Raw genomic sequence first — 25,351 nt, forward strand, 5'->3', positions numbered from 1 at the left:
GAATGTCCCCCCGAAAGCCCCCAGCAGCTAAGCGTTAGACCGCCAGTTCCCATGAAAGCCGAAAGGCACCCGATGCGGCAGCCGCGCAACAGCAACCGCTCCAGCTCCCACATTCGTGGCATCGAACACCAGAAGGTCGCTGCGCCTTTCCTCCTCGCGCCACGCCACCGTCAGCAACCAGCCGTCGCCTTCTGCAGCGTCCACGGAGCGCGGCACGAACACAGGTTCGGACACCACGTCGCCCGGCGGCAACGTGTACATCTGGCGTTCGCCGCTGTCGAAGTCGAAGCGCGCCAAGCTGTCGTAGAGCACGCTTTCAGCGTCGTCCCGCGCACGCGACGTCGCATGGCAGGTGTAGAAGCCGTAACGGTTTCGCCGGCCCGTGTAGCGCTCGTCGATGCGCGGAAACTCGGCCGCCAGGTCGTCGAGGTATTCGCGACGAAATGTGGCGTGCTCCCCGGCCAGGTCGAAAGTCCAGCGGCACAGGCGGGCGGCCATTGCCTCGGGGTCACCCGGGCGGCCCTCGGCATCGGGCAAGCCGGGGGCCGTGTCCGACTGCATGACGTAAGCCACCACGGTGTCGCCGTCGTCCCACGCGTTCATCACATGAAACACGTGACAGGCGTCGGTATCGAACCAGCGCAAGGTGTCGGTGCTGCTGCCGCGCCGCATCACGCCGACATGCGTGCGCAGGCTCGCGTCCCATGCCAGCAGCGGCTTGCCGCGCATCGCGCGTTCCACGCTGAGCGTGAGCGGCGTCACGGGAAAAAGCACATGCCCACGTGTCACCATGAAGTCGTGCGCCATGCTGGCATACGGGGCGCTGAAGGACTGCAGCTGCGTCACTTCGCATTGGGCGTCCATCACGCCGTAGAGCATGGTCGGCGAACAGGGGCCATCGGGCGAGTACGCGAAGAAATGCAGCTCGCCGCTTTCGGGGTCTGGCTTCGGGTGCGCGGTGCAGCGCGAGTTCACGCGGTCGCCGAAGCTCTGGTGTCCCTTGGACGCCAGCGTGTGCGCGTCCAGCTCGAAGGGCTGGTGCGATTCCTCGAGAGCGAACAGCCGGTTGCCGTGCCACAGCATGTTGGTGTTGGCCGTGCCGCCGTTGCGCCCTTGCGCCAGCGGATCGCTGGTGGCGGGGTTGCCGAAGGTGCCGAACAGCGCGCGCCCGGCTTCATGCTCGAGCTGCCATTTCGGCGTGCGCGCCCAGCGGTTGCGGTACGACACCACGCCGGCATCGATGTGGAACGCATGCACCATGCCGTCGCCGGAAAACCAGTGGTAGTTGTCGTCGCGCGGCGCGTACTGCGGGCTCGGGCCCACGCGGTACAGGCTGCCCGAGAGGCCGTGCGGCAAGGTGCCTTCGATGTCGAGCGCCGCGATGTCGTGCTCCTCGCCGATCGGTGCGTAGTTGCCGGTGAAGAAGTGAGCGTTCGTTTGTGGCGTGGGGTTCACGGGGGCCTTGTGGAGGGGTTCAGGGAGAAAGCGGATGGCCGAGTCGCGCCATGGCCTGGCCGACATAGGCGGCCAGCGGTGCGTCGATGCCCGAGCCCGCGCGCAAGGCCGGGTCGTTGCGAAAGGCGTCTTGCAGCCGTGCGTGCAATGCAGCGTCACCGCCGGCCTTGGCCAGCGACAGCGCCTGCCAACGCAGTGCGAGCGCGCGCATCGCCGCGCCATCGACGGGCGCGCCGGCCAGCATCTGCTGCCGCACGTCGGCAATGAGCGGCGGCCAGGCATCGGTCTGTGCGACGTAGTGGCGGCGCAGCGTGGCCATGTCGTCGGCGTCGCAGTGGGGCGCGTACAACTGCAGGCGCGCGTACGCCATCGCATGCGAGATGTACCGGATGCCGGTGCGGTCGACGCCGGTCAGGGCATGCAGCGAGGGCTCGTTCCAGTGCATCGTGTAGAGCTTGATCAGCAGGCCCTCGTCGCCGCCGGCCTCGTCGAGCAGCATGGCGATCCAGCGCCGCGCCAACGCTTGTGCCTGTGCGCTCTCGGGCGATGTGTCGGCGGCGACCAGTTCGCGAAGCGATGCGGCCAGCGCCGCACGTTCGAGCGCGATGGCGACGGACGCTTCGTTGCGTGGCGTCGCCAGCGTGCGCAGTTCGTCGTCGCTGAAATACTTCGCTCCCGCGACCATGCTTTCCAGCGCGAGCAGCCAGTCGTCGAGGCCGGGCTCCTCGCTGGCTTGCAGCTGGCCCTGCATGGCAAGCAGGTGCATGCGCAGCGCCGACGCCTGACGGATCTCGCGCTCGAGCTGCGCCACCTGCTGCGCGACGATGTCCGCCAGACCGCTGTTCCCACCTGTTTGGTTGCCCCCGCCGTCGAGCAGGCGCTGTATCTCGGCCAGCGACAGGTCGAGCCGCCGCAGCGCCTGGATGCGGTAGAGCCGCGCTACGTCCTTGCGGTCGTACAGGCGGTAGCCGCCGTCGGACCTTTCAGACGGCGCGAGCAGGCCGATGTCGTCGTAGTGCCGCAGCGCACGCACGGTCAGTCCGGTGCGCCGCGCGAGTTCGCCAATCTTCAGGAACATGCCTTCTCTCTCCAGGTTGAAGGCATCCTAGAGGGTGCCGCAACGAGAGGGTCAAGCGCATTTTTGATGACGGGGCTACATCAGCGGCCAACGACGACCATGGAGTGTTGGGCTGGTGTTCAGGGCGTGTGCACAGGCCGCCGGGTACTCCCCTCCGCGAATGTCCCCCGGGCTTCGCCCTCCTCCTTTATTTCGCTGCGGGGAGTACCCGACGCCCTGTGCACTGGGCACGCTCGATGTGCTCGCCGATCAACGACTGTTCTGCGCAACGACCAAGCTGTTGGCGTGCGTCTGATCAACCAGTGCTCTGAAAACGCTCACGTCGATGGGGTGCCTTGCGCAGCGAAATAAAGGAGGAGGGGCGAAGCCCCGGGGGACATTCGCGGAGCAAGGCACCCCGTCGGCGTGGGCGTCGCCCTGAACGAACGACCCACGAACGAACGCAAGAACGAACGACCAACCAGCAGATCAGGCAGCCAAACCCTTGTTCGGATTCAACAAGAACTTCTCCCCGGTAGCCTGCTTGCCATACACCCCGATTGCATCGAGCTGCAGCGCTTCTACCAGCGACACCTCGCGCGTGTACTTGCTGGCAAACGTCGTCTTCAGCTCCGCAACAACACGCGCCTTCAAACGTTGGGCGCCCGCATCGCCGAGCTTGCCCAGGAACGGGAACAACAGCCATCCGCCCATGCCCCACGCCATGCCGAAGTTGCGCACAAACTCCGTCGGGCTGCGGTCGAGGCCGCCGTAGATGTACACCTGCTTGTGCGTGGTCGAGCCATAGCGGCTGTATTCCTTGGCGGTGCGGTTGATGGCGGCTTCCATGCAGCCGAGGATCTGACCCGCGAGCTTGCCGCCGCCGGTCGCGTCGAAGGCCAGCGTGGCGCCGGTCTCCACCAACGCCTGCGTCAGGTCCTCGATGAACGTGGGCGAACTCGCGTTGCACACGTACTTGGCGCCCAGCCCGCGCAGCAGGTCTTCCTGCTCCTGCTTGCGCACGATGTTCACCAGCGCAATGCCGTCCTTCTGGCAGATCTTGTTGAGCATCTGGCCCAGGTTGGACGCCGCAGCCGTGTGCACCAGCGCCTTGTGGCCTTCCATGCGCATCGTCTCGACCATGCTGAGCGAAGTCAGCGGGTTGACGAAGCACGATGCGCCTTCGGCCGGCGTGGTGCCCTCGGGCAGCTCCATGCACTGGGCCGCGGCCAGGCAGCGGTACTGCGAGTACATCGCGCCGCCAATGGCCGCCACGGTCTTGCCCAGCAGCGCCTGCGCGGCCGGCGACGAACCGGCCTTCACCACCACGCCGGCGCCTTCGTTGCCCACGGGCATCGACTCGTCGAGCCGCGCCGCCATGGCGGGGCGCGCGCGCTCCGGCACGGTGGCGGTGACGACGGGGCGCTCGGCGGTGCCCGAGGCCTTGGCGGTGCTCATGTCGGCGGCGCCGAACAACAGGCCCAGGTCCGACGGGTTCAGCGGCGACGCCTCCACGCGGATCACCACTTCGTGGGCCTGCGGTTCGGGCATCGGGTCGTCGTGCAGCGAGAGTTCGAGTTCGCCGTTGGCGCGAACGAGGGAGCGGATTTGCAGTGCCATGGAAGAGCTCTTTTCAGCAGGTTCGCAGATGGCCTGGGGCCACGGGGCGGCCAGTATAGGAGCGGGGTGCGAAAGCTGCTGGCGCGTTCAGGACACCACCGGAATCACCGGGGCATGCGCCAGCGCGTGGCGCATCTTCACGGGGTCGAGCCGCTCGATGTAGCGCGGAATGTTGCGCCACAGCGTGTGGTAGCCGTAGCCGCCGCGCAGCATTTCGTGGCGCGCGCTGTCCTTGTCCCACTGCTGCACGGCCATGCGGTACACCGCCGCCACCACGCCGGTGCGGTCGGCGCCGTGCATGCAGTGAATCAGCACCGGCCCGTGCTTCTGCGCCTCGCGAATGGCCGTGAGCGCGCGCAGCACCTTCGCATCGTCGATGGACCAGGTGTTGATGGGCACGCGCACCAGCCGAATGCCGCTGCCGGCAAACACCTTCTTGTCGTCGTTGAAGGAGCGCAGGCTCACCACCGTGCGAATGCCCAGCGACTGCAGCGCCGCCATGTCGGCACGGCGCGGCTGCGCGCTGCGGTACAGCGTGGGCGTGATGCGGTGCAGGTTCTCGACCTGCAGATCGTCCAGCGCGTCGGCCCAGTGGTCGGGGCGCGGGTCGTCGGACTTTTGTTCGTTCGTGTGCGTCTTCGTCATTTACTGCTGCGCCAGTGCCGCGTGACCAGTATCACCAGCGCCACCGCCAGCCCGCCCCAGTAGTCCACCGGCGCGCCCCCCACCCAGTGCTTGTGCCAGAACGCGTCGACCGGGTTGAACCGGGCCCAGCCGAAGGCCGGGTTGATGAGGAACCAGAGAAAGTCTTCGCACACCCAGAACACGATGAGCCCGGCCACCGCCAGGCCCACGTTGCGCCACGTCCAGCGCCCGGTGAATGCCAGCGGCGAGAAGAACACCAGCGCCATGAAGGTGAACACCCATGCGTGATAGCCCGTCATGGCGCGGCCACCCCAGAAGATGTCGAGCCAGATGCTGTTCTCGATACGCCAGGTGGGCAGCGACGTGGCCCAGCCCGCACCGCCTTCGATCTGGATCTCGGCATTGGCAAAGAAGAACGCCATGACGACCACCCAGGCGAGGTAGCCGAGCGTGCGCGCCACGCTGGTTTTTTCAGCGGGCTCGATCATGCCCTTGGTCGTGCCCTCGTTCATCCCGCTCTTCATGCCGCTCTTCATGCCGCTCTTCATGCCGCCGCTCCGTTCTCCGTCGCGCCCAGCACATGCTGCAGCACCGCACGCGCAGCCTGCGGCTTGCCCAGTGCGCGGCTGCGTGTGGCCATGGCCGCGAGCTTGGCGGGGTCGGCCATCAGGCGCGCGACCTTGTAGTCGAGCCCGATGGCGTCGTAGGCCAGCCAGGCCGCGCCTTCTTCCATCAGGAAGCCGGCGTTGTGTTCTTCCTGCCCGGGAATAGGCGAGATCAGCAGCATCGGCTTGCCCAGCGCCAGGCACTCCGACACCGTGAGGCCGCCGGGCTTGGTCACGACCAGGTCGGCCGCGGCCATCAGCTTGTGCATTTCGTTGGTGAAGCCAATGGCCACCATGCGCCCCGGGTAGCGCTTGGCCAGCGCGTCGAGCTTGCCGTGCGTTTCCACGTTGCGCCCGGCCAGGGCAATCACCTGGAAGTTGCCTTGCTGGCCGTCACCGCCGCCCAGGCCAAGGCCCAGGCCCAACACGCGCTCGACCATGCTGGCCAGGTCACCCACGCCCGCGCCGCCCGATGCCATCAGCAGCACCGGCCGCGAGGGGTCGAGCCGGAGCTCCGTCACGCAGGTGTTGCGCGCCAGCGCCGGCACATTGGGCTCGGCGAAAGCGGGCATCACCGGAATGCCGGTCACGTGGATGCGGTCCGAAGGAATGCCGCGGGCCCGCAGGCGAAACGCCACTTCTTCGGTGGCGGCCAGGTAGCCGGTCATGCCTGGCACGAGCCACATGTTGTGCAGGTCGTAGTCGGTGATCTGCAGCCACACGGGGTAGTCGATGCGTCCGCGGTTGCGTTCGCGCATGAGCAGTTCGGCGGGCAGAAAGTGCGTGCAGATCACCGCGTCGGGTTGCTCGCTGCGAATTTCCTTCACCAGCGCGCCGGTGCTGAGCCGTTCGATGCCGCGGCGCAGGCGTTGCGAGGGTGCGTGGTGCGGTGTGGCGTCGGTGCGTTGGTGCAGGTAGGACCACAGATCGGGGGCGCGGTTCACGAGCTGGATGTACCAGTCGGTGTAGACCTTGCGAAACCCGCCGGCCACGTGGGCCATGGCGTCGATGTGGACCGCTGTGCAGGGCGGGGTGAGGGACTGGGCGGTGGCGGCAAGCGCCTGTGCGGCACGCACGTGGCCGTTGCCGGCGCTCACGCTGAGGATCAGGAGTTTGGTCATGAATTCCGGTGGTTGCGCGGGATTATGGCTATGACTTGTGGCACTGACTCGCTTGTCGGATGCCGTTCAGGGCAACACTCCCGCCGACGGTGTGCTTCTTTTCTCGAATGTCCCCCGGGCTTCGCCCTCCTCCTTTATTTCGCGAAAAGAAGCCCACCATCGGCGTGAGTGTTTTCAGAGCCGTCGTTGATCAGCGGAACACACAGAGCGTGCCCCGGTGCACAGGGCGTCGGGTACTCCCCGCAGCGAAATAAAGGAGGAGGGGCGAAGCCCCGGGGGACATTCGCGGAGGGGAGTACCCGGCGGCCTGTGCACGCGCCCTGAACGAAGGCCCGTGCACACGCCCTGAATGACTCAAGGGGCCGAAAAACTCAGAGCGGTGCCCGAGAAGTAACGAACTGCCGAACCCCCGCCGCAGCCCTTTCCCGAATCGCCTCGAAGCTCGTGTTCTCCACGATGCGCCCGTTCTCGAACACAGTCTGAAGCAGGTCCGACTGCCCCGCACCAAGCGTCTCTTCACGCACTGTGCTCTCGACGCCGCCCGCACCGTGCACCAACGCCAACCGCCCCTTCTTCGACGCCTTGCTCATGTCGCCCACAGGCGACTTGTACACATCGCGCCACTCGCCGTTCACCTGCATCGCCGAGCACTTCATCGCCCACTGCATCGTGTCCCGGTTGACCTGCTGCAACAGCCCACCGCCCATGCCGAACGAAATGTTCTCGGTAGAAAAACCGTTGTGAAAAAAGTTGGACAGACACAACCGCAGCGAATCCAGATTGACCCCGTCGCCCTGAATGATGCGCACGTTGTTCAACACCCTGAAGCCCTTCGCATTGGTCGTGGTGCCGAAGCGCTCGGCCAGAATCTGCGCCACCTTCAACGTCGTTTCCACCGGGTCGCCCGAGTCCGGCCGCACCACCAGCGTCGAACCCGAAGCCACCACCTTCTCCTTCAACTCGTCGCCCCAGATCCGCGCACAGGCATTGAAGATGTCGTAGCTGTCGCTCACCACCGCAAAGGTCGCGCCCGGCTTGCCGAACTGGTCGAGCATGTTGCTGTACGCATCGGCTTCATGGTCGCGGCCCCAGCCCGTGATGGTGCTGTGCTCGGCCGCCGGAATCGAGAAGCCCGCCACGTCGCAGTCGTAATACCGGCGCGCCGCGACCAAGGCCGCCAGCGTGTCCGTCCCCATGAAATTCACCAGGTGGGCCATGCCGCCGAGCGCGGCCGACTCCAGGCTCGACACGCCGCGCGCGCCGAAGTCGTGCAACCGAAAGGCGATCTGCCCCTGCGGGTCGTCGCAGGTCGCTTCCAGGTAACGCAGCAGCGTGGTGCGCGCCGCGGCCGACAGCGTGGCCACCGTGGTCGGGTACCAGATGGCGCGCAGCAGCTCGGTCTCCAGAAAGCTCGTGACCCAGAAGAATTCGGGGTCGGTGTTTTCGATGGTGGCCAGCACGTTGTGCACCGGCGTCACGCTGCCTTCGGGCACCGCGCGAATGCGCACCGGCATCAGCCCGCCGTGCTTTTCAATCAGGCGCAGCCACCCTTCGCGGTTGAAGGGCTCGCCGTGCACCGCCATGAGGGCGCCGGCTTCTTCCACGTCGGCCAGCGTCACCGGGGTCTGCAGGTACTCGCGCAGGTAGGCCTGCAGGCCGAAGAACAGCGAGTGGCTGAAGATGCCGCCGCGCGACTCGATGTAGCTGTACACCGTTTGCGTGCCGGGCGGGTACTGCATCCAGTGCGACACCTTGTAGGAGTCGGTGCGAAGCAGCAGGTTGTTGCCCAGGGGCGTGGAGGTGAGGTTGCGGTTCATGTGTGAAAGCTCCTTTCACTTGGCACCCGTCAACCGGGTGCCGTGCTTGCTGAAAAAGCCTGGTCGTTCAGTTCTTGCCCAGGCCACCCAAAAAATGATTGGCAATGAAGAAGTGGTCTTCGTAGATGTGGTCCTGCATGTCCAGGAATTCTGCGATCGGCACCCAGCGCACTTCAGCCGCGTCGTCGTCGGCACGCACGTCGGACAGGCCCGTCCACTGGTTGTGCGCCAGCTCGAAGAAAAAGCCGTGCGTGATGGTGCGTCCGCGCTGCGAGCGGTCGGGCGCGTCGAACACATGGCTGGCCTTCATGCTGCCGTTGAGCACGGGCACGGGCACCTTCAGACGGGTTTCTTCCTTCAGCTCGCGAATGGCTGCGTCCTGCAGGCGCTCGTGCTGGCCGACGAAGCCGCCGGGCAGCGCCCAGGTGCCCTTGCCGGGATGGAACTTGCGCTGCACCAGAAGAATGTGCCCGGCCTCCACCACGATGGCGTCGACCGTGGTGTAGATCGGTGGAAAGCTGCTGCCCGCATAGCGGTACTTGTCGCGGTAGTCGGCCAAAAAGGCGCGCTCTTCGCAGAGCTCGGCGTAGTCGGCGGTGCGGGTGAACTGGTCGAGAAAGGCGGCGCTGCCATCGGGCAGGTCGGCGCGTGCCAGCTGGCCGCGGTTCTCGGGGTCGAAATACAGGTTGCGCACGTCGGTGGCGTTCAGGCTTTCCACGCTGTTCTGGCCGACGAATTCCCAATGCGGAAAGAGCTTGAGGTAGTAGCTCGACGCGTCCTTCAGATGGCCCACCAGCGCCACCTTGGCGCTGGCCGGCGCATGGCCGTCCTGCACGATGAGCCGGTCGACCGCCGACTGGATCGACGCGATCCACAGCTGGTCGTTGTAGGGCGAATCGCCCACGCCGACGACGCTCACGCGCATCTGCTCGGTGCCGCGCAAACAGGCGCGCACCATGCGTTCGCGTTCGTCGAAAGTGAAGGGGTTCTTGACGCTGCGTGGCTTGCGGTCGGAGCCGACCACCACGATGACTCTGTCGGCGGCGCGCAGGCCTTCTTCGATGAGTCGCTGATGTCCGAAATGAACGGGTTGAAAACGCCCGATGACGATGGCGTATTGAAACTTGCGCGTGTTGTGCGTGTTCTGTGTATTCGATGTGGTCACTTGGGAATCCCCCAAAAAAGGCACGATCAACTCGTGCCGTGGGGGCAGGATAGCATCGGCGCGGTCGTTCGATCAAGCCCTGCGGCACCTCTTGTGAGCACCTGATGACCCTGTCCTACAACCGTGTCCACGTCTGGATCGGCAGCAACTTCTGCGCCGATGAAGACTACCTGGCGTACTTCGCGCTGGACTATTCCGCGGAGGGCGACTTCGACGCTCCGGGCTACAAGCTGTGCGGCTTCTGCAGGGACATCGGCGTGCCCTGGTACGACGAAGATTTCATCGGCGTCATGCCCCGGCACCGCAACAACGTCTCGCTCGACGACATCCTGGTCGATGCCGCCGTCGACCGCGACGAATTCGACGCCGTGAAGCGGCGCTGCAAAAGCCTTGGCGTGACGCAGGCCAACGCCATCTTCTGGTACCAGGACGCCGAGTTGCGCATGCCCGAGCCCGTCAACGCCACTTTCAACGGGCTGACCTACATCGGCGAGTTCGAGGGCGACTGAGCAAGCGCCGCGCCGCGCCGCGCCCGTGCGTGTGGCTGTAGCATCTGTCCCCCCGCACACCGCCTGCCCCGCCCCCTTTCATTCCGCCCCCATGACCGAGCCTTCCTCCCCCCTTCATGCGCCCGTGCGCCTCAACAAGCGCATGGCCGAACTGAAAATGTGCTCGCGCCGCGAGGCCGACGAATGGATTGCCAACGGCTGGGTGAAGGTGAACGGCAAGCCGGCCGAGATGGGTGTGAAGGTCACGCCGTCGGACCGCATCGAGATCGACAAGGCGGCCAAGGGCCAGCAAGCCAACCAGGTCACCATCCTCATCAACAAGCCCATCGGCTATGTGAGCGGGCAGGCCGAAGACGGGCATGAGCCGGCGGTGACGCTGTTCACGCCGCCCAACCGCTGGGCCGAAGACAACGCGCGCTTCTTCTTCAGCCCGCAGCAGCTGCGCGGCCTGGCGCCGTGCGGGCGGCTGGACATCGACTCCATCGGCCTGCTGGTGATGACGCAGGACGGGCGCGTGGCGCGCCAGCTCATCGGCGAAGACTCGGTGATGGAAAAGGAATACCTGGTGCGCGTGACCTACCACGGCCTGGGCCAGCCCACGCCCCCGGGCCAGCTGGTGCGCATGGACGACGACGACCCCATCTCCACCAACGTGCAGGCGGTCTTTCCGCCGGCCATGCTCGCGCGGCTGCGCCACGGCCTGAGCCTGGACGGCCAGGCGCTGAAACCGGCGCATGTGGAATGGCAGAACCCCGAGCAGCTGCGCTTTGTGCTCACCGAAGGCAAGAAGCGCCAGATTCGACGCATGTGCGAGCTGGTGGGCCTGAAGGTGGTGGGCCTGAAGCGCGTGCGCATCGGCAACGTGATGCTGGGCAACCTGCCCGTGGGGCAATGGCGCTACCTGGGGCCGCACGAGAAGTTCTGAGGGCGCAAAGCGGGGCTTTCATGGCTTTAAGCCCCGGCTAACTCTGCACTCTTACGCTGCGCCCCGGCGCAGGCACTTCCGGTCATACCGATCGCGTGCTACCTTGCGGCCGAAGGAGTCGTCGCTATGCGCGTACTGTTGGTTGAAGACGATGAAATGATCGGGCGCAGCCTGAAGCAGGCCCTTGAAGGCGCGGGCTGGTCCGCCGACTGGGTGCGCGACGGCGAGCTGGCGCAAAGCGCGCTCGGCGACGGCGGCTACACCTGCGTGCTGCTCGACCTGGGCCTGCCCCGCCAGGACGGCACCGAGGTGCTGCGCCGCGCCCGCGAACGCGGCGACGCCACGCCCGTGCTGGTGCTCACCGCGCGCGACGGCCTGGACGACCGCATCCACAGCCTCGACCTGGGCGCCGACGACTACCTGCTCAAGCCCTTCGAGTTTCGCGAGTTGCTCGCGCGCATGCGCGCCGTGGTGCGACGGCGCGACGGCGCGGCGCATTCGCTGGTCGGCAGCGGCGCGCTGCTGCTCGACCTGACCACGCGCGAGGTGGTGGTCAACGGTGCGCGCGAGGCGCTCACCGCACGCGAGTTCGCGCTGCTGCACGCGCTGCTGGAGCGCCCCGGCGCCATCCTGTCGCGCGAGCAACTCGAAAACCGCATCTACGGCTGGGGCGAGGAAGTGACGAGCAACGCGATCGACGTGCTCATCCACGGCATGCGCCGCAAGCTGGGCGCTGATTCCATTCGCAATGTTCGCGGCCTGGGTTGGCGAGTAGCTGCATGACCGGTGCCACGCGCAGCGCCGGCCGCTGGTGGCGACCGCGTTCGCTGCGCACGCAGCTGCTGCTGTGGCTCATCACGCTGCACCTGGGTGCGGCCGTGCTCACGGCGTGGTTCTCCTTCGTGGCCTACGGCAACCTGGTGCACAACGCGCTGGACGACCAGATGCGCCTGGTGGCCGAGTCGTATGCGGGCAGCGATCCGCTGAAGCTGCCGCGCCCGCTGGACGGCGAGGCCGCGTTCTCGCGCGGCGCCTTCATCGTGCAGATCTGGAGCGCCGACGGCCGCACGTTGCGCGCCACCTCGTGGCCGGCGCTGCAGGTGCCGCTGCAACCGGGCATCGGCTTCAGTGACGTGAACACCGGCACCCATGCCGATTCGGCCTGGCGCGTGTTCACCGCGGAGCCGGGCGGGCGTGCCGACCCGCCGCGCGTGCAGGTGCTGCAGAACGAGGACTACCGCCGCCGCCGTGCCCTGCGCCGCGCACTGCTCGAAGGCCTGCCGATCACGCTGCTGCTGCCGCTGGCGCTGCTCATTCTTTGGATCATCGTGTCGGCGGCCTCGCGCTCGCTGCGCGCGGTGGCGCGCGACGTGGCCTCGCAGGACGAGCGCAGCCCCACCGAGCTCTCCCTGGCGCGTGTGCCCGACGAAATTGCGCCGCTGGTGGGCGCCTTCAACAACCTGCTGTCGCGCGTGCGCAGCGCCTTCGCCACGCAGCGGCGCTTTGTTCAGGACGCCGCGCACGAGCTGCGCACGCCCATGGCCGCCATCGGCCTGCAGATTGAAAACCTGCGCGCGCACGTGCCGGCCGGCGAGGCCACCGAGCGCTTCAACCAGCTCGAGGCCGGCGTCACGCGCGCGCAGCACCTCATCGAGCAACTGCTGCACCTGTCGCGCCAGGACGCGCCGCAGGGCAGCAATGCGCGCGAGCGTGTCGACATCGAGGTGCTGCTGCGCGAGAGCGTGAGCCAGCTGATGGTGCTGGCCGACGCACGCCGCGTGGACATCGGCTTCGAGGGGCAGGACCGCACGGGCGCCGTGGTGTTCGCGCCCGCGGCCGAGCTGCGCAGCGTGTTCGACAACCTCATCGACAACGCGCTGCGCTATGCCCCTGAGGGCGGCGTGGTCGACGTGAAGCTGCACCGGGTCGACGGGCATGCCGTGGTCGACGTGCTCGACAACGGACCCGGCATTCCGCCGGCCGCCATGGGCCGCGTGTTCGACCGTTTCTTTCGGGTGCCGGGCTCGGCGGCGGGCGGCAGCGGGCTGGGTCTGGCCATTGCGCGCACCGCCGCGCAGCGCCACGGCCTGCGCATCGAGCTGCACAACCGCGGCGACGGGCCGGGCCTCATGGCGCGCGTGCACCTGCCGTCCTTGCCAACGTAGAGTGGGGAGAAACGGGATGTGTCACTCACACCCGGCTAACTCTTCGCTCACCCGCCTGTCAGTCTGCGTGCCTAGAGTGCATTCAGGTCCTGCCACGCGCAGTTCGCTCGATGGCACGCGACCGGAGACAACCTGAACCCAGGAGCACACACTCATGCGCACTTCATTCAAGCTTCTTGCCGTCGCCTCTTTTGCTGCGCTGTCAGCCTTGGGCACGGTCAATGCGTCCGCCGAGACCATGGACGGTTCCGACTTTCATCCGCTGCAGATGAACTCGCCCGAAAGGCCCGAGGTTCAAGCCGGCGCCATGGCTGCAGCCCGCCCGACCGGCACCGAACCCATGGGCCAGTCGACCAGCGCTCCCGCGATGAACTCGACACTGCCGGTGGCCGACATCCAGGCCGGCGCCTATGCGGCGTCGCATCCGACCGGCACCGAGCCGATCGGGCAATCGACCTCGCTGCCGATGGTGAAGTCGGGCAGCGGCAGCTGAGCCTTCAGTCGTCGTTGTTGTTGCTGAGCAGGGCGCGGTAGATGAGCGCGCCGATCAGCGCGCCTGCGATGGGCGCCACCCAGAACAGCCACAGTTCCGACAGCGCATGGGACGGCCCGAACAGGGCCGGGCCGGTGCTGCGTGCCGGGTTGACCGAGGTGTTGGTCACCGGGATCGAGATCAGGTGAATCAGTGTGAGGCACAGGCCGATGGCCAGGCCGGCAAAGCCACCGGCCGCGCGCTTGGCGGTGGACCCGAGGATCACGATCAGGAACACGGCGGTCATCACCACTTCGCACAGCAACGCGGCCCACAGGCCGTACTTGCCGGGCGAGTGTTCGCCGTAGCCGTTGGTGGCGAAGCCGCCGATGTCCGCGCCCGGCTTGCCCGTGGCGATGAGGTAGAGCACGCCGGCCGCCGCGATGGCGCCGAGCACCTGCGCCACGATGTAGCCCGCGAGTTGCGAGGCCTTGAAGCGGCCTGCCGCGGCAAGGCCGATGGACACCGCCGGATTGAAGTGGCCACCGGAGATGGGGCCTAGTGCATATGCGCCCGTCACCACTGTGAGGCCGAAGGCCAGGGCCACGCCCAGAAACCCGATGCCCAAGCCGGGGAACCCCGCGGCCAGTACCGCGCTGCCGCAGCCGCCGAGCGTGAGCCAGAACGTTCCCACGAATTCGGCCGACCATTTCTTGTAGGTGCTGTGTTCCATCACGTTCCATCCTGAAGTTGAGAAATTGCACAGGGCTGTCGGCCTTGCGCGGGCGGATTCTGGAGCGGGAAATGTGGAGCGTTGTGCAGCGGTTTGTCTTGAGCGGCATCTGTTCACGAATCGTTAAATTTTGTGCTTGCGGCCAGTGTTTTGCATGGGTGCCCTAGCGCCTTGCGAACGCGCCCGGTGCGCGGCGCGGTGCGGTCGCCCCCACTGTGCCGGCCCTTCGGGCTCCCCTGCGGTGCTCGCGTTTCGCGGGGTCTCGCAGAACTCGCTTCGCTCAAACAGCTGCGAGCCCTGATCCGCGAAACGCTGCGCTCCTCGGCGGCACAGAGGGGGCGCCCACCCCGCGCCGCACACCGGGCTCAGCGGTGGAGTGTTTGCCCTGCGGCGTCCACGGCGGTGGGGGGTGTGTCCCCGGGCGGCCGTTGAGGCACCGCCGAGCAGCGCAGCGACAGGCGGATCAGGGCTCGCCCTTGTTTGAGCGAAGCGAGTTTGGGCGAGACCCCGCCTGTCGTGAGCAGCGCAGGGAAGCCCGAAGGGCCGGTGACGTCGGCCGCCCGGGGACACAGCCCCCATCGCCGCGCCCCCGTCGCGCCCCACCCTTGCCGAACGCGAGGCGGGCTATCCTGCGCCTTCGAACAACCCACCGCGCCCGCAGGAGAAGACAGCATGCGACCCTTTGCCATTCGCCACATCGCGGCCACCGCCGCATGCATGGGCGCTGCCGCAGCCCTGCTTTTTTACGCGCCGAACGCCGCCGCCCAAGGCACGGTCAACGCGCTGTGCAGCACCGACGCGGGCTGGTGCGAAGCCGCCGCTGCGGCCTTCACGCGCGAGACCGGCATCAAGGTGCTGCAGGCCCACAAGGGCACTGGCGAAATCGGTGCCCAGTTGCGCGCCGAGGCGGCCAACCCGAAGACCGACATCTGGTGGGGCGGCACCGGCGATCCGTTTCTGCAGGCCGCCGAACAGGGCCTGCTGGAGCCCTACCGCCCGGCCTACATCAACGACCTGCACGACTGGTCGGTGCGCCAGTACGCGATGTCGCAGAACATGGTGGGCGGCTTTTACACCAGCGCCATCGGCTTCGGTTTCAACACCGACCTGCTGAAGAAAAAGAAGCTGCGCGAGCCGCGCTGCTGGGCCGACCTGGTCAAGCCCGAATACAAGGGCGAGATCGAAATTTCGCACCCCGCCTCCAGCGGCACGGCCTACACCATCATCGCGGGGCTGGTGCAGCAGATGGGCGAGGACGCCGCGTTCGACTACCTGAAGAAGCTCAACGCCAACGTCACCAGCTACACCCGCAGCGGCCAGGCGCAGGCGCCCAACGTGGCCAAGGGCGAGGTGGCCGTCGGCGTGAGCTTCATCTTCGGTTTCGAGCGCTGGCGCTACGACAAATTTCCGGTGAAGACCGCCGCGCCGTGCGAAGGCACGGGCTACGAAGTGGGCGGCATCGCCCTGGTGAAGGGCGCACGCAACAAGGACAACGCCAGGCGCTACTACGACTGGCTCATGAGCCCCGCGGGGCAGGCCATCGGCGGCACGGTCGGCAGCCTGCAGTCGCCGGCCAACAAGACCTTCAGGCCCGACCCGCGCATTCCCTCGATGGCCGATGTGAAGCTCATCAAGTACGACTTCGAGAAGTACGGCAAGGCCGCCGAGCGCAAGCGCCTGATCGACCGCTGGACGCGCGAAGTCGAGTCGCAGCCGCGCTGATTAGCTGCAGGCCTTGTTGTGCGAGGCGTGCATGCCTTTGGTTTTTGCATCGGCCTCGCTCAGGTACTCGCCCTTCTTGGTCTTGCCGTAGTAGCGGTCGCCCATGCAGTGGTAGACCTTGGTCTCGTCGTTGGCCCACACCTTGCCCGCGCCGCCGCCCGGTGCGGCGGCCATCTTGGTGAGGTCGGGCGCGCCCGGTGTGCGGGTGGCCGTGCCGGTGCTGGGAGCCACGCCGGTCTTGTCGACCTTGGCCGACTGGGTTTCCACGGCCGGCACCGCGGCCATGGGTGCTGCACCAGGCGCTGCTCCAGCCGCTGCAGCAGCGGGCGCGGCGGCCTTGCCGTACCAGGTCTTGATGCCCTTGTGGCCGCGGCAGGCGCCGGACTTGGTGTCGGGCGAGGCGTAGCTGTCGTCCTTGCACTGCACGGTGGTGCCGGCGGGGGCGTCGGTGGGCACCTGGGCCTGGGCGTTCAGCGAGGTCAGCGTGGTGAGCGCGGCCAGGCCGACGCAGGCGGCGACCCAGAGCATCCGGGGGGTGTTGTTGTTCATGCAAAGCTCCTGAAGGGTGAAGGGAAGATCCCTGCCGCAGCTTTGGGGCGCGATCCCAGCGCCAGCTGACTTGGCGCCATTTCAGGGCGAACTGGCCGTGAACGTGACCTGCCCGTTGTAGACGCCGGCGGGCCGGTTCGTGAGGTTGGCGTACGAGAAGGTCCAGTTGGCCGCTTGCTGCGTCACCAGGGTGCCGAACGCGGTGGGCGTCACGGTCACGGACGCACCGGCGCCCGCGTTGGGAATGGCCGGCGCGGGCAGCGCGGGGCTGTCGCTCGCCACCGTGATCTCCGACATGGGAATGGTGCTGGCGCTGGTGGTGCTGGTCAGCGGCGTGCTCGCCGTGGCGTACAGGCTCACCTGTCCCGCGTTGCTGCGCACCTCCACCGCCAGCTTCACGCCGGCCGCGGGCGAGACCGTGAACGTTGGCGCCGCGCCGTTCCAGTTGGCGGCCGTGTTGTTGGCCACGACCGGCGTGGTCGGCCCGCCGGGAATGGTGGGCGTGAGCGTGAAGGCCGCGCTGTCGATGGTGCCGCTTTGCACGGGAAAGACGCCGGTGCCCAGCCTGAAGAACACGAACTTGTCGATGTTGACGGTGAACTTCAGGTTGGCGTTGGCCGGCACGCCGAGCGTGAGGCCGGTGGACTGGTCGGCCCAGGCCCGGTTGCTGAAGCAGGCCAGGCCGGCCAGACCTGCTGCGGCGAGCGCCGCCGTCCAGCGCACCGCCCGTCGCCGCGGCCGCACGCGCCGCATCAACGGAACTCCGCGTTCACCTTGAAGCCGCCTTTCTCCCATTCGAGCGTGCCTGCGGCTTTCAGCGGATACACCGGCGTGCTCGCCTTGCCGTCGCTCGCGGGCTTGGCGCTGAGCGGAATCTGGCGCGTTTGCCCCGGCAGCACGGGCGTGCCCTCGGGCACCAGCTCGAAGCGCGTGCCGGCCGCGTCGGTGGCGTCCAGGCTGCCGTCGAGCCGGCCGTGCGCGTCGCCGCTGTTGTTCACCGTGACGTAGGGCGTGCGCTGGCCCCGCACCTCGTGCGTGCCGACCTGGCTCAGCGTGAGCTTGGGCTCGGCGCCGTTCAGCAGCACATACACCGCCACTGCGATGCGCCCCGTGACCGGCAGGCTCAGGCTGGCGCCGCCTTGCCCGATGGCGGCGCGGTAGGCCGGCTCCACGCCCTCGATGGCCAGCATGAAGCGGCACTCACCGCGCGGCGCATCGGCCGGCGGCTCGATCTGGAAGCGAAAGCTGACCTTGCCGCGCGCGGGCAACCGCACCGTCTTGCGCTCCAGCAGCACCCACGGGCGGCAGCTGCCGGGCTGCAGCGCGTCGAGGTAGGAGATTTCGCCTTCGGGCGAATAGCCCCAGTCGATGGTGCGCAGCGACACCTCTGTGGCGGTGCTGCCCACGTTGTGGATGTCCAGCGACTGGCCCAGCCGCGTGCCGCTCTTGGCGGACAGCTCGAAGCGCGACGGCATGATGGCGATCTCGAACGGCGCGGCCGCCGCGCCGGCGCATGCAGCGGCGGTGGCCAGCGCGAGCAGGGCGCGAGCGAAAGTCGAGGGCGTGATGGCGGTCGGGGTCGGGGTCGTTCGTGTCATGGCAATGTCTCTATCTCGAAGTAAGCCTCGAAGCCCAGCGGCATGCCGCGTGACAGCCGCACCTCGCGTGCGTCGACCTGCCAGGTGAGGTCGAGCGCCTCTGTGATCCACGCGTCGCGCACGGTGCCGCTCCACACCGGCACGCGGTCCCCGGGGCGGCCGCTGCCGGCGGCAAACAGGCCGTTGGTGCGCCAGCTCACCTGCAGACCGGCGGGCGAGCGCAGGCCCGGTATGGCCATCGGCAGCACGTAGTAGATGCGCGCCTGGCGCCCCATGTAGCGCGCCGTGGCCAGCCGGTAGTGCACACGGCCGAAGGCGATGCGCACCACGGTAGAGGCGGCACCTTGCGCGGTTGCCGGCGCGGTGACCGGTGCGTTGTCGTTGCCTTGCGCGCGCACCTGCGCGCTGGGCGAGGTCGAGTCGTCGAGCCGCTCGACCAGCGCGTGCGCCAGGCCCGGGGCCGCCCCCAAAAGGGTCAGGCAGGTCAAGCAGGCCAGGCACCGTGAAAGACAGGAGCGGGCGGCGGCGTTCATCGTCAGAGCATCGTGGCCGTGAAGCGCACCGTGCCGCTGTAGCTGCCGGCCGGGTACACCGTGGTGTTGGCGTACTTGAAGGTCAGGGTGTTGGCCATGAAGCGCGTGTCGCTGTTCACCAGCAGCACGGTCGCGGTGGCGGCGTTGAAACTGGCGAGCGACTGCGTGGTGCTTGGCGCGAAGCTGCCGTTCTGAATGTCGCCCTCGTTGGGGCTGGTCGCATTGGTCGACACCCAGCTGATGGTGCTGAACGGAATGATGTTGCTCCCGCAACTGGCGGCCGTGGTGCAGGTGAGCCCTGCGGGCACGGTGGCGGTGAGCGTCACCGGCCGCGTTTCCGCCAGCAGCCGCGCCGGGCGGGCCGGGCTGACGCGGATGGTGATCGATTGCGAGCCGGCCAGCGCGGTGCCCGTGGCAAGGCCCGCGTTGGTGCCGGTCGCGTTGAACACCACCTCGTCGATGGCCGTCGCCGAGCCCACCTGCAGCGTGATGCCGTAGGGTGCGTCGGTGGGGGCATAGGTGAACACCGCGCCAGCGCGCGGCGCCATGCCTGCAAGGAGCGCGACCGCCAGCGCCGCGCGCAGCGCGTCAGACACTGGTGGCGGTGTAGATGATGGTGGTGGTGTAGGTGCCCGGCGTCCACGTGAGGGCCGTGCCGGTCAGCGAGAAGGTCCACGTGCCGGTGACGAGGGTGCCGGTCGCGAAGGTGCTCGCCGCCGCACCCGTGGCCACCAGCGTCGCGCCGCCCGGGTGCGCCAGACCCGCGCCGGACGCCACGCCGATGTTGGCGAGCAAGGGGCCGGTGGTGGGCGCGAAGGCCGCGGCCGTGTAGCTCAGCGAGCCGCCGCCCGAACTGTTGGTCCATGCGTAAACCGGCACGGCCGCCGGGTTGGTCACCGTGCCGAGCGTGGGCGCGGTGCCGTCCCAGTTGGCGGCCTGGTTGTTGTTGACAGTGATTGCCGGCGCGGTGGCCCAGGTGATGGGCGCGGTCCAGTTCAGCGTGTCGCCGCCGCCGGCCTGCGCGCCCACCCGCAGCAGGATCAGCTTGGGCACCGTCACGCTCAGGTTGAGGTGGGCCTGGGCCGTCACGTTGGGCGTGCCGGTGCCGTAGCCGTACTGGCTTTCCGCCAGGGCCACGCCGCCGGCCATGGCCAGGGCGGCACCGGCGGCCACGGTGAGCAGTCTCGGGGTTTTTCTCATCTCGGTTTCCTTTGCGTTGCGGTGGAACAAACAAGAAAGGTGGTCACTGCCCGACCTTGATCACGGGGATCGAAGTGCTGGCCTGGCCACGCAGCGGAACATCGACGCTCGCGCCTGCGTCGCGCGCCGGGCCCCAGGGCAGCGGCACGGTCTCTGGCGTGAGGGTGAGCTGGTGGCGCCCCGTGGTCACCAGCGGAAATTCGAAGCGCCCGTCGCGGTCGGTCATGGCGCGGTAGCGGCCGTCCAGCAGCACCTCGACATTGGCGACGCCGCCTTCGCCGATCTGCGGCTGGCCGTCGCTGTTGGCGTCGTAGAACACGCGCCCCGTCACGCTGCCACTGCCCGCATTGCCGGTGCGCGCACCGGCGGTCTGGTAGGCCGAGCCGGCGGAGCCCTCCCAGCGCAGGTAGACGTACACCGTCTTGTCGGTGGTGCGAAAGAGCGACGGCTCGTTCAGCGCCACCGGCACCGTGGTGGCGCGTGCCTGGTTCAGGTTGGCGGCCACGCCGGCGCGCCAGCCGGGTGCCAGGTCTTTCTCGGCGCTGAGCGTGCCCGACAGCCCGCGGCTCGTGTAGAGGCCGCCGTTCTGCGAGGTGTAGCGCAGGTTGCCCGTCACGCTGAAACCGCTGGCCACCCAGGCGCGAAACTGCACGCCCGCCGTGGGGTAGTGGCGCACGCTGGCACTGCTCTGGTCGCGCGCGTAGCCCAGCGTGGTGGTGAGCTCGGGGCGCATCGTTTCGAAGCGCCCGTCGATCCAGTCCTGCTCCCACTGCAGCTCCTGCCCGGTGGCCGTGCCGTCGCCCAGCACGATGGCCTCGTTGCGCCGCACCGAAAGGTTCAAGCGGCTGCGCGGCCAGTCGAAGAAACGCGTTTGATAGAAGGCGTTGGCGTAGAGACTGCGAAAGCGGTTGCCCTGGCTGCCTTGGCTGGCAGGGCCGGCCACGCTGTCGTCGTAGCGCGTCTGCATCAGGTTCAGGCTGCCGCCGAACGAAGTGTTGCGGTCCACCAGGTACTGAAAGTTGCCGCTCGCGCCGGCACGCCGATAGCCGAAGAGGCTGAAGTTGTCGCTTGGCGCGGCGCGTTCGAAGTCCAGCGCGGCGCCCCAGTTCAGGCGGTTGTCGCTGCGGTCGAGCCGCCAGTACGCGCCGCGCGTGCCGGTGGCCAGCGGCTGGTCGCCGAAGTACAGGTTGGGCCGCGCCGCGTATGCGCCCAGCTCGTGCCGGTAGGCGTCGGTGCGCGCACTGGCCTCCAAGAACAGCCCCTGGGAACTGCCCGTGGCTGTGTTGCCCGGCGCGATGGTGCTGGTTGTGCTGCTGGTGCGGCTGCTGACCAGCGTGGCGCGGCCCTTGACGTCGCCATCGCGCAGCAGCTCGCTGCCGTAGCCGATCGACGTGGCCGCGCTGGTCACGTCCTTGCGGCCGACGCCCAGCGCGGTGACCGGGTCGAGGTAATAGGCCGGAATGTCGCGCGCCTGGTCGAGCTGCAACGACGCGAACCATCGCTCGCCCAGCCGCTTGGTAAGCCCGAGCCAGCCCAGCGTGCCCTGGCTCTGCTCGAAGCCCGGGTACGGCCCGCCCGTGAGGTTGCCGCGCTGGCCGAAGCCCGCGCGTACGTCCAGGTCGGAGCTGAAGATGCGCGTCGATGCGCCGCGCACCGTGGTCGAGCCCAGCGAGAGCCGGTAGTTGCGCGCGAGCCCGTCGGTGAGCTCGCTGTAGATGTCGCCCACCGCGCTGTCGGCAAAGGTCTGCGTGGTCAGCGCAAAGCCCAGGTTGCGCAGCGTGAAGCGCCCGCTGGTGGCGTCGCGCGCATACCCCAGCGAGCCGATGCCGCCGCCGCCCAGGGCGTTGTCGCCGCTCAGGTGGCGGGCGTCGGCCTGCAGCACGAACTCGCCGTAGTTCAGCGTTTCGCGCCGGTATTCGAAGCGCTGGCCGAACTCCGCGGCGCGCTGGCGACCGTAGCCGGTGCTGCTGGCATCGCCGAAGCCGATGCGGCTTTCCACCAGCCAGGTGCGAAAGCCCTGCGGCTGCTCGACCTCCGGCACGGCTTCGCCGGTGGCGAGCGTGTCGGGGTTCATGAAGCGGTCTTCGTAGGCCTTGGGCGCGGCGTCGATGAGCGCCTTCAGCCGCGCCTGTTCCGCCTGCGCGCGATCGATGGTTTCAATGCGCGCGTCAGACACAGCGGGCGCGGGCGCAGCCGCTGCGGGGTTCTTGGACGGCGGGGGCGTGGTCTGCGCCTGCGCGCCAGACACAGGGGCCATGCCCGCAAGGCAGGTCAGGGCGGTTGCGCATCCGAGCCGCCAGCCGGGCGCATGGGTCGGGCGCCGGTGTGCACCGGCGGGACCGACCGCAGTCCACAGCGTCACTCGAATCATCAAACGACATCCCTGTTTTCCCGGGGCGCTGACGCCCTGTTCCGAATCGAGGAACAGGATATTTCAGATTTGTTATCTATGGTAACTTTTGATGTCTGGAGGCATTTTCCCCAAGTGGCGCGTTGGTTTTTGTCCTTCAGCAATGCACAAAATGGAGCCTTTCGATTGCGTCGACTTCTTGATGAAGTCGAAGGACCTCCCCACCTGATAAGTTGGCTTGGCGTCACCTTGCGGACGCCTTGCCGGCTTAGAATTTTTTGGCTTCGATATTTCTCATTCCATGGCTGATTCCTCCAATACCAAACTCCCGTTCCAGGCCGAAGTGGCGCAACTGCTGCACCTCGTCACGCATGCGCTGTACTCCAACAAGGAAATCTTTCTTCGCGAGCTGATCTCCAACGCGTCGGACGCGTGCGACAAGCTGCGCTTCGAGGCGCTCGACCACCCCGAGCTGTACGAAGACCAGCCCGAGCTGGACGTGCGCATCTCGTTCGACAAGGCCGCGCGCACGCTCACCATCACCGACAAGGGCATCGGCCTGTCGCGCCAGGAGGCCATCGACAACCTTGGCACCATCGCCAAGAGCGGCACCAAGGACTTCATGAGCAAGCTGAGCGGCGACCAGAAGGCCGACGCCCAGCTCATCGGCCAGTTCGGCGTGGGCTTTTATTCGGGCTTCATCGTGTCCGACAAGATCTCGGTGGAATCGCGCCGCGCGGGCCTGCCGGCCGAGCAGGGCGTGCGCTGGGTCAGCGGCGGTGCCGGCGACTTCGACGTGGCCGACATCACACGCGCCGCGCGCGGCACCAGCATCACGCTGCACCTGCGCGAAGACGCCGAGGAATACCTCAACGCCTGGAAGATCAAGCAGATCGTGGGCAAGTACTCCGACCACATTTCGCTGCCCATCCTGATGGAAAAGGAAGAGTGGAAAGAGGGCGAAAACGACCAGCCCGGCGACATGGTGAAAACGGGCGAATGGGAAACCGTCAACAAGGCCAACGCCCTGTGGAGCCGCCCCAAGAAGGACATCAGCACCGAGCAGTACGAAGAGTTCTACAAGAGCATCAGCCACGACTACGAGGCCCCGCTCGCCTGGAGCCACAACCGCGTGGAAGGCAGCACCGAGTACACGCAGCTGCTGTACATCCCGGCCAAGGCCCCGTTCGATTTGTGGAACCGCGAGAAGAGCGCGGGCGTGAAGCTGTACGTCAAGCGCGTCTTCATCATGGACGACGCCGAGGCGCTGATGCCCAGCTACCTGCGCTTCGTGAAGGGCGTGATCGACTCGGCCGACCTGCCACTGAACGTGAGCCGCGAGCTGCTGCAGGAAAGCCGCGACGTGAAGGCCATTCGCGAAGGCAGCACCAAGCGCGTGCTCGGCATGCTGGAAGACCTGGCCAAGAAGCAGAAGACCGGCCCTGAGAGCGGCGAAGGCAAGATCGACGTGAGCTCGGGCGAGTCGGTGCCGGCACCGGAGCCGACCGAAGCCCTGAGCGATGTCAGCGACGTGGTCGACAAGAACGCACCCACCGCCGCCGAAGCCGCCGCCGCGCACGCCGACGACTCGGGCAAGTACGCCAAGTTCTACGCCGAGTTTGGCGCGGTGCTGAAAGAAGGCCTGGGCGAGGACATGGGCAACCGCGACCGCATCGCCAAGTTGCTGCGCTACGCCTCCACCACCACCGACACGGTGAGCGTGAGCTTTGCGGACTACAAGGCGCGCATGAAGGAGGGCCAGGACGCGATCTACTACATCACGGCCGACACCCTGGCCGGCGCCAAGAACAGCCCGCAGCTCGAGGTCTTCAACAAGAAGGGCATCGAAGTGCTGCTCATGACCGACCGTGTGGACGAGTGGGCGCTGAACTACCTCAACGAGTTCGACGGCACGCCGATGCAGAGCGTGGCCAAGGGCGCGGTCGACCTGGGCAAGCTGCAGGACGACGACGAGAAGAAGGCCGCCGAGGAAGCCGCCGAATCGTTCAAGCCCATGCTCGAGCGGCTGAAGGAAGCGCTCAAGGACAAGGCCGAAGACGTGCGCGTGACCACCCGCCTGGTCGACTCGCCCGCCTGCCTGGTGGTGCAGGACGGCGGCATGAGCACGCAGCTGGCGCGCATGCTCAAGCAGGCCGGCCAGCCCGCGCCTGAACTGAAGCCCGTGCTAGAGGTGAACGCCGAGCACCCGCTGGTGAAGAAGCTAGAAAGCTCCGCGCACTTCGACGACCTGGCGAACATTCTGTTCGACCAGGCGCTGCTGGCCGAAGGTGGCCTGCCGGCCGACCCCGCGGCCTACGTGAGGCGCGTGAACGCGCTGCTGGTGTGACGCCGCGGCCGCGCGTCGTGCGTGCTGCAACCGCCTTCGCTTCGGCGGGGTTGTTGCTGCTGGCGGCGAGCGGCTGTTCGCACTATCACATCGGTATTCCGCTGGTGCCCGGGCTCTCGCTGGGGCTGGGCGCCACCAGGGACGGCAGTTTCTCGGTGGGCCTGAACACCGGCTTCGGCCCGCTGGGCGCCGGCGTTGCGGTGAACAACGGCGGGCTGGTGTCCGGCTCGGTGGGCGCGGGTGTGGGCGTGGGGCCGGTGTCCACCGGCATCGGCAAGGGCGCGGTGCTGTACGACCCGAAGGCCGCGCCAGCGGGCATCGTGGCCGCGGCGCCGGTGGTGCCCGGCACGGTGGCCGCGAACGCGGCGCCTTCTGCGGGACAGGCCCCGGCACAAGGGCCCGCGCCCGTGCTCTATTCGACGCCCGCGGATCCCTTCACACCGATCACACCGATCACACCGATCACGCCCGTGGCTTCCGCTCCGGGCGCCGCCGCCCGCCCGACACGGGCACCGCTCGTCAAGATCACGCGCCCCCCGCCGCAACCCGCGGCGCCCGCCGTGAACGTCACCTACCGCACGCCGGCCGTGGCAATTGCCCCGGCCCTGGCGCGCGACGCCGGCACACCCGGCAACCCCGTCGCGCCTTGATGGCCGCGCCCCTTTCCTCATCCGCGCGGCGGACCGGCGGGAGGCCGTGCCCATGAGCCTGCGAAACCGCTCCGTGCCGTTTCTCGCCACCATGGCGTGCAACGCGGCACCGC

Annotated in this window: 24 protein-coding genes; 8 read left to right on the plus strand and 16 right to left on the minus strand. The window is 67.7% G+C overall.

Features of this window, described 5'->3' with window-relative positions; genetic code table 11:
- Nucleotides 1-27: 27 nt before the first annotated feature.
- The 8 genes from VLK31_RS14610 to VLK31_RS14645 all read right to left on the minus strand — a co-directional run bounded on the left by VLK31_RS14610 (nucleotide 28) and on the right by VLK31_RS14645 (nucleotide 9,485).
- Nucleotides 28-1,455, minus strand: a complete 1,428-nt coding sequence (locus tag VLK31_RS14610) for a carotenoid oxygenase family protein (RefSeq protein WP_409169118.1) — start codon at nucleotides 1,453-1,455, stop codon at nucleotides 28-30.
- Between the two features lie 19 nt (nucleotides 1,456-1,474).
- A complete protein-coding gene (locus VLK31_RS14615; RefSeq protein ID WP_409169119.1) occupies nucleotides 1,475-2,533 on the minus strand; it encodes a MerR family transcriptional regulator in 1,059 nt (352 codons plus the stop codon).
- 468 nt (nucleotides 2,534-3,001) lie between these two features.
- Nucleotides 3,002-4,132 carry a zinc-binding dehydrogenase gene (locus VLK31_RS14620; RefSeq protein ID WP_409169120.1) on the minus strand — a complete coding sequence of 377 codons (1,131 nt, stop codon included), beginning with the start codon at nucleotides 4,130-4,132 and terminating at the stop codon, nucleotides 3,002-3,004.
- A gap of 87 nt (nucleotides 4,133-4,219) precedes the next feature.
- On the minus strand, nucleotides 4,220-4,777 hold the full coding sequence (locus VLK31_RS14625; protein WP_409169121.1) for a dual specificity protein phosphatase family protein: 558 nt from the start codon (nucleotides 4,775-4,777) through the stop codon (nucleotides 4,220-4,222).
- Nucleotides 4,774-5,265: a hypothetical protein gene (locus VLK31_RS14630; RefSeq protein ID WP_409169254.1), complete on the minus strand. Its 492-nt coding sequence runs from the start codon at nucleotides 5,263-5,265 to the stop codon at nucleotides 4,774-4,776. Before VLK31_RS14630 ends, VLK31_RS14625 begins: the two co-directional genes overlap by 4 nt.
- Nucleotides 5,266-5,321: 56 nt before the next feature.
- Nucleotides 5,322-6,503 carry an MGDG synthase family glycosyltransferase gene (locus VLK31_RS14635; protein ID WP_409169122.1) on the minus strand — a complete coding sequence of 394 codons (1,182 nt, stop codon included), beginning with the start codon at nucleotides 6,501-6,503 and terminating at the stop codon, nucleotides 5,322-5,324.
- 371 nt (nucleotides 6,504-6,874) lie between these two features.
- Complete coding sequence (locus VLK31_RS14640; protein WP_409169123.1) at nucleotides 6,875-8,320, minus strand: nicotinate phosphoribosyltransferase; 1,446 nt, start codon at nucleotides 8,318-8,320, stop codon at nucleotides 6,875-6,877.
- 67 nt (nucleotides 8,321-8,387) lie between these two features.
- Nucleotides 8,388-9,485 carry a bifunctional nicotinamide-nucleotide adenylyltransferase/Nudix hydroxylase gene (locus VLK31_RS14645; protein WP_409169124.1) on the minus strand — a complete coding sequence of 366 codons (1,098 nt, stop codon included), beginning with the start codon at nucleotides 9,483-9,485 and terminating at the stop codon, nucleotides 8,388-8,390.
- Nucleotides 9,486-9,589: 104 nt separating this feature from the next.
- Here VLK31_RS14645 and VLK31_RS14650 point away from each other — a divergent pair, with 104 nt between their 5' ends.
- From VLK31_RS14650 to VLK31_RS14670, 5 genes are all read left to right on the plus strand, one after another.
- Nucleotides 9,590-9,994, plus strand: a complete 405-nt coding sequence (locus VLK31_RS14650) for an immunity 22 family protein (protein ID WP_409169125.1) — start codon at nucleotides 9,590-9,592, stop codon at nucleotides 9,992-9,994.
- 91 nt (nucleotides 9,995-10,085) lie between these two features.
- Nucleotides 10,086-10,919 (plus strand): pseudouridine synthase, encoded by an 834-nt coding sequence (locus VLK31_RS14655; RefSeq protein WP_409169126.1) that lies wholly within the window; start codon nucleotides 10,086-10,088, stop codon nucleotides 10,917-10,919.
- Between the two features lie 126 nt (nucleotides 10,920-11,045).
- Complete coding sequence (locus tag VLK31_RS14660; protein ID WP_409169127.1) at nucleotides 11,046-11,702, plus strand: response regulator; 657 nt, start codon at nucleotides 11,046-11,048, stop codon at nucleotides 11,700-11,702.
- On the plus strand, nucleotides 11,699-13,084 hold the full coding sequence (locus tag VLK31_RS14665) for a sensor histidine kinase (RefSeq protein WP_409169128.1): 1,386 nt from the start codon (nucleotides 11,699-11,701) through the stop codon (nucleotides 13,082-13,084). Before VLK31_RS14660 ends, VLK31_RS14665 begins: the two co-directional genes overlap by 4 nt.
- A 154-nt stretch (nucleotides 13,085-13,238) precedes the next feature.
- Nucleotides 13,239-13,577 (plus strand): hypothetical protein, encoded by a 339-nt coding sequence (locus tag VLK31_RS14670; RefSeq protein ID WP_409169129.1) that lies wholly within the window; start codon nucleotides 13,239-13,241, stop codon nucleotides 13,575-13,577.
- A gap of 4 nt (nucleotides 13,578-13,581) precedes the next feature.
- On the opposite strand, the gene aqpZ is transcribed toward VLK31_RS14670, so the two are convergent.
- Nucleotides 13,582-14,289 (minus strand): aquaporin Z, encoded by a 708-nt coding sequence (aqpZ, locus tag VLK31_RS14675; protein WP_409169130.1) that lies wholly within the window; start codon nucleotides 14,287-14,289, stop codon nucleotides 13,582-13,584.
- A gap of 672 nt (nucleotides 14,290-14,961) precedes the next feature.
- On the opposite strand from aqpZ, the gene VLK31_RS14680 reads away from it, so the two are divergent.
- On the plus strand, nucleotides 14,962-16,011 hold the full coding sequence (locus VLK31_RS14680) for an ABC transporter substrate-binding protein (RefSeq protein ID WP_409169131.1): 1,050 nt from the start codon (nucleotides 14,962-14,964) through the stop codon (nucleotides 16,009-16,011).
- Here VLK31_RS14680 and VLK31_RS14685 read toward each other — a convergent pair whose 3' ends face one another.
- From VLK31_RS14685 to VLK31_RS14715, 7 genes are all read right to left on the minus strand, one after another.
- On the minus strand, nucleotides 16,012-16,539 hold the full coding sequence (locus VLK31_RS14685) for a hypothetical protein (protein WP_409169255.1): 528 nt from the start codon (nucleotides 16,537-16,539) through the stop codon (nucleotides 16,012-16,014).
- A 102-nt stretch (nucleotides 16,540-16,641) separates the two neighbouring features.
- Nucleotides 16,642-17,313, minus strand: a complete 672-nt coding sequence (locus tag VLK31_RS14690; RefSeq protein WP_409169132.1) for a hypothetical protein — start codon at nucleotides 17,311-17,313, stop codon at nucleotides 16,642-16,644.
- Nucleotides 17,313-18,158 carry a hypothetical protein gene (locus tag VLK31_RS14695; RefSeq protein ID WP_409169133.1) on the minus strand — a complete coding sequence of 282 codons (846 nt, stop codon included), beginning with the start codon at nucleotides 18,156-18,158 and terminating at the stop codon, nucleotides 17,313-17,315. Before VLK31_RS14695 ends, VLK31_RS14690 begins: the two co-directional genes overlap by 1 nt.
- On the minus strand, nucleotides 18,155-18,646 hold the full coding sequence (locus VLK31_RS14700; protein ID WP_409169134.1) for a hypothetical protein: 492 nt from the start codon (nucleotides 18,644-18,646) through the stop codon (nucleotides 18,155-18,157). The genes VLK31_RS14695 and VLK31_RS14700 overlap by 4 nt, the downstream gene beginning before the upstream one ends.
- A gap of 47 nt (nucleotides 18,647-18,693) precedes the next feature.
- Complete coding sequence (locus VLK31_RS14705) at nucleotides 18,694-19,287, minus strand: hypothetical protein (protein WP_409169135.1); 594 nt, start codon at nucleotides 19,285-19,287, stop codon at nucleotides 18,694-18,696.
- Entirely contained in the window at nucleotides 19,280-19,891 is a 612-nt protein-coding gene (locus VLK31_RS14710) for a hypothetical protein (RefSeq protein ID WP_409169136.1), read from the minus strand. The genes VLK31_RS14705 and VLK31_RS14710 overlap by 8 nt, the downstream gene beginning before the upstream one ends.
- Before the next feature lie 43 nt (nucleotides 19,892-19,934).
- The gene (locus tag VLK31_RS14715) at nucleotides 19,935-22,148 is read right to left on the minus strand and encodes a carboxypeptidase-like regulatory domain-containing protein (protein ID WP_409169137.1); all 2,214 of its coding nucleotides are present in this window, start codon (nucleotides 22,146-22,148) and stop codon (nucleotides 19,935-19,937) included.
- Nucleotides 22,149-22,542: 394 nt separating this feature from the next.
- Here VLK31_RS14715 and htpG point away from each other — a divergent pair, with 394 nt between their 5' ends.
- Nucleotides 22,543-24,588, plus strand: coding sequence for a molecular chaperone HtpG (gene htpG / locus VLK31_RS14720; RefSeq protein ID WP_409169138.1), 2,046 nt, complete (start codon nucleotides 22,543-22,545; stop codon nucleotides 24,586-24,588).
- A gap of 17 nt (nucleotides 24,589-24,605) precedes the next feature.
- Nucleotides 24,606-25,238 (plus strand): hypothetical protein, encoded by a 633-nt coding sequence (locus VLK31_RS14725; RefSeq protein WP_409169139.1) that lies wholly within the window; start codon nucleotides 24,606-24,608, stop codon nucleotides 25,236-25,238.
- The last annotated feature ends 113 nt before the right edge of the window (nucleotides 25,239-25,351 follow it).

This window comes from Variovorax sp. H27-G14 (assembly GCF_046156345.1).
In the GTDB taxonomy this organism is placed as follows: Bacteria; Pseudomonadota; Gammaproteobacteria; order Burkholderiales; family Burkholderiaceae_C; genus Variovorax.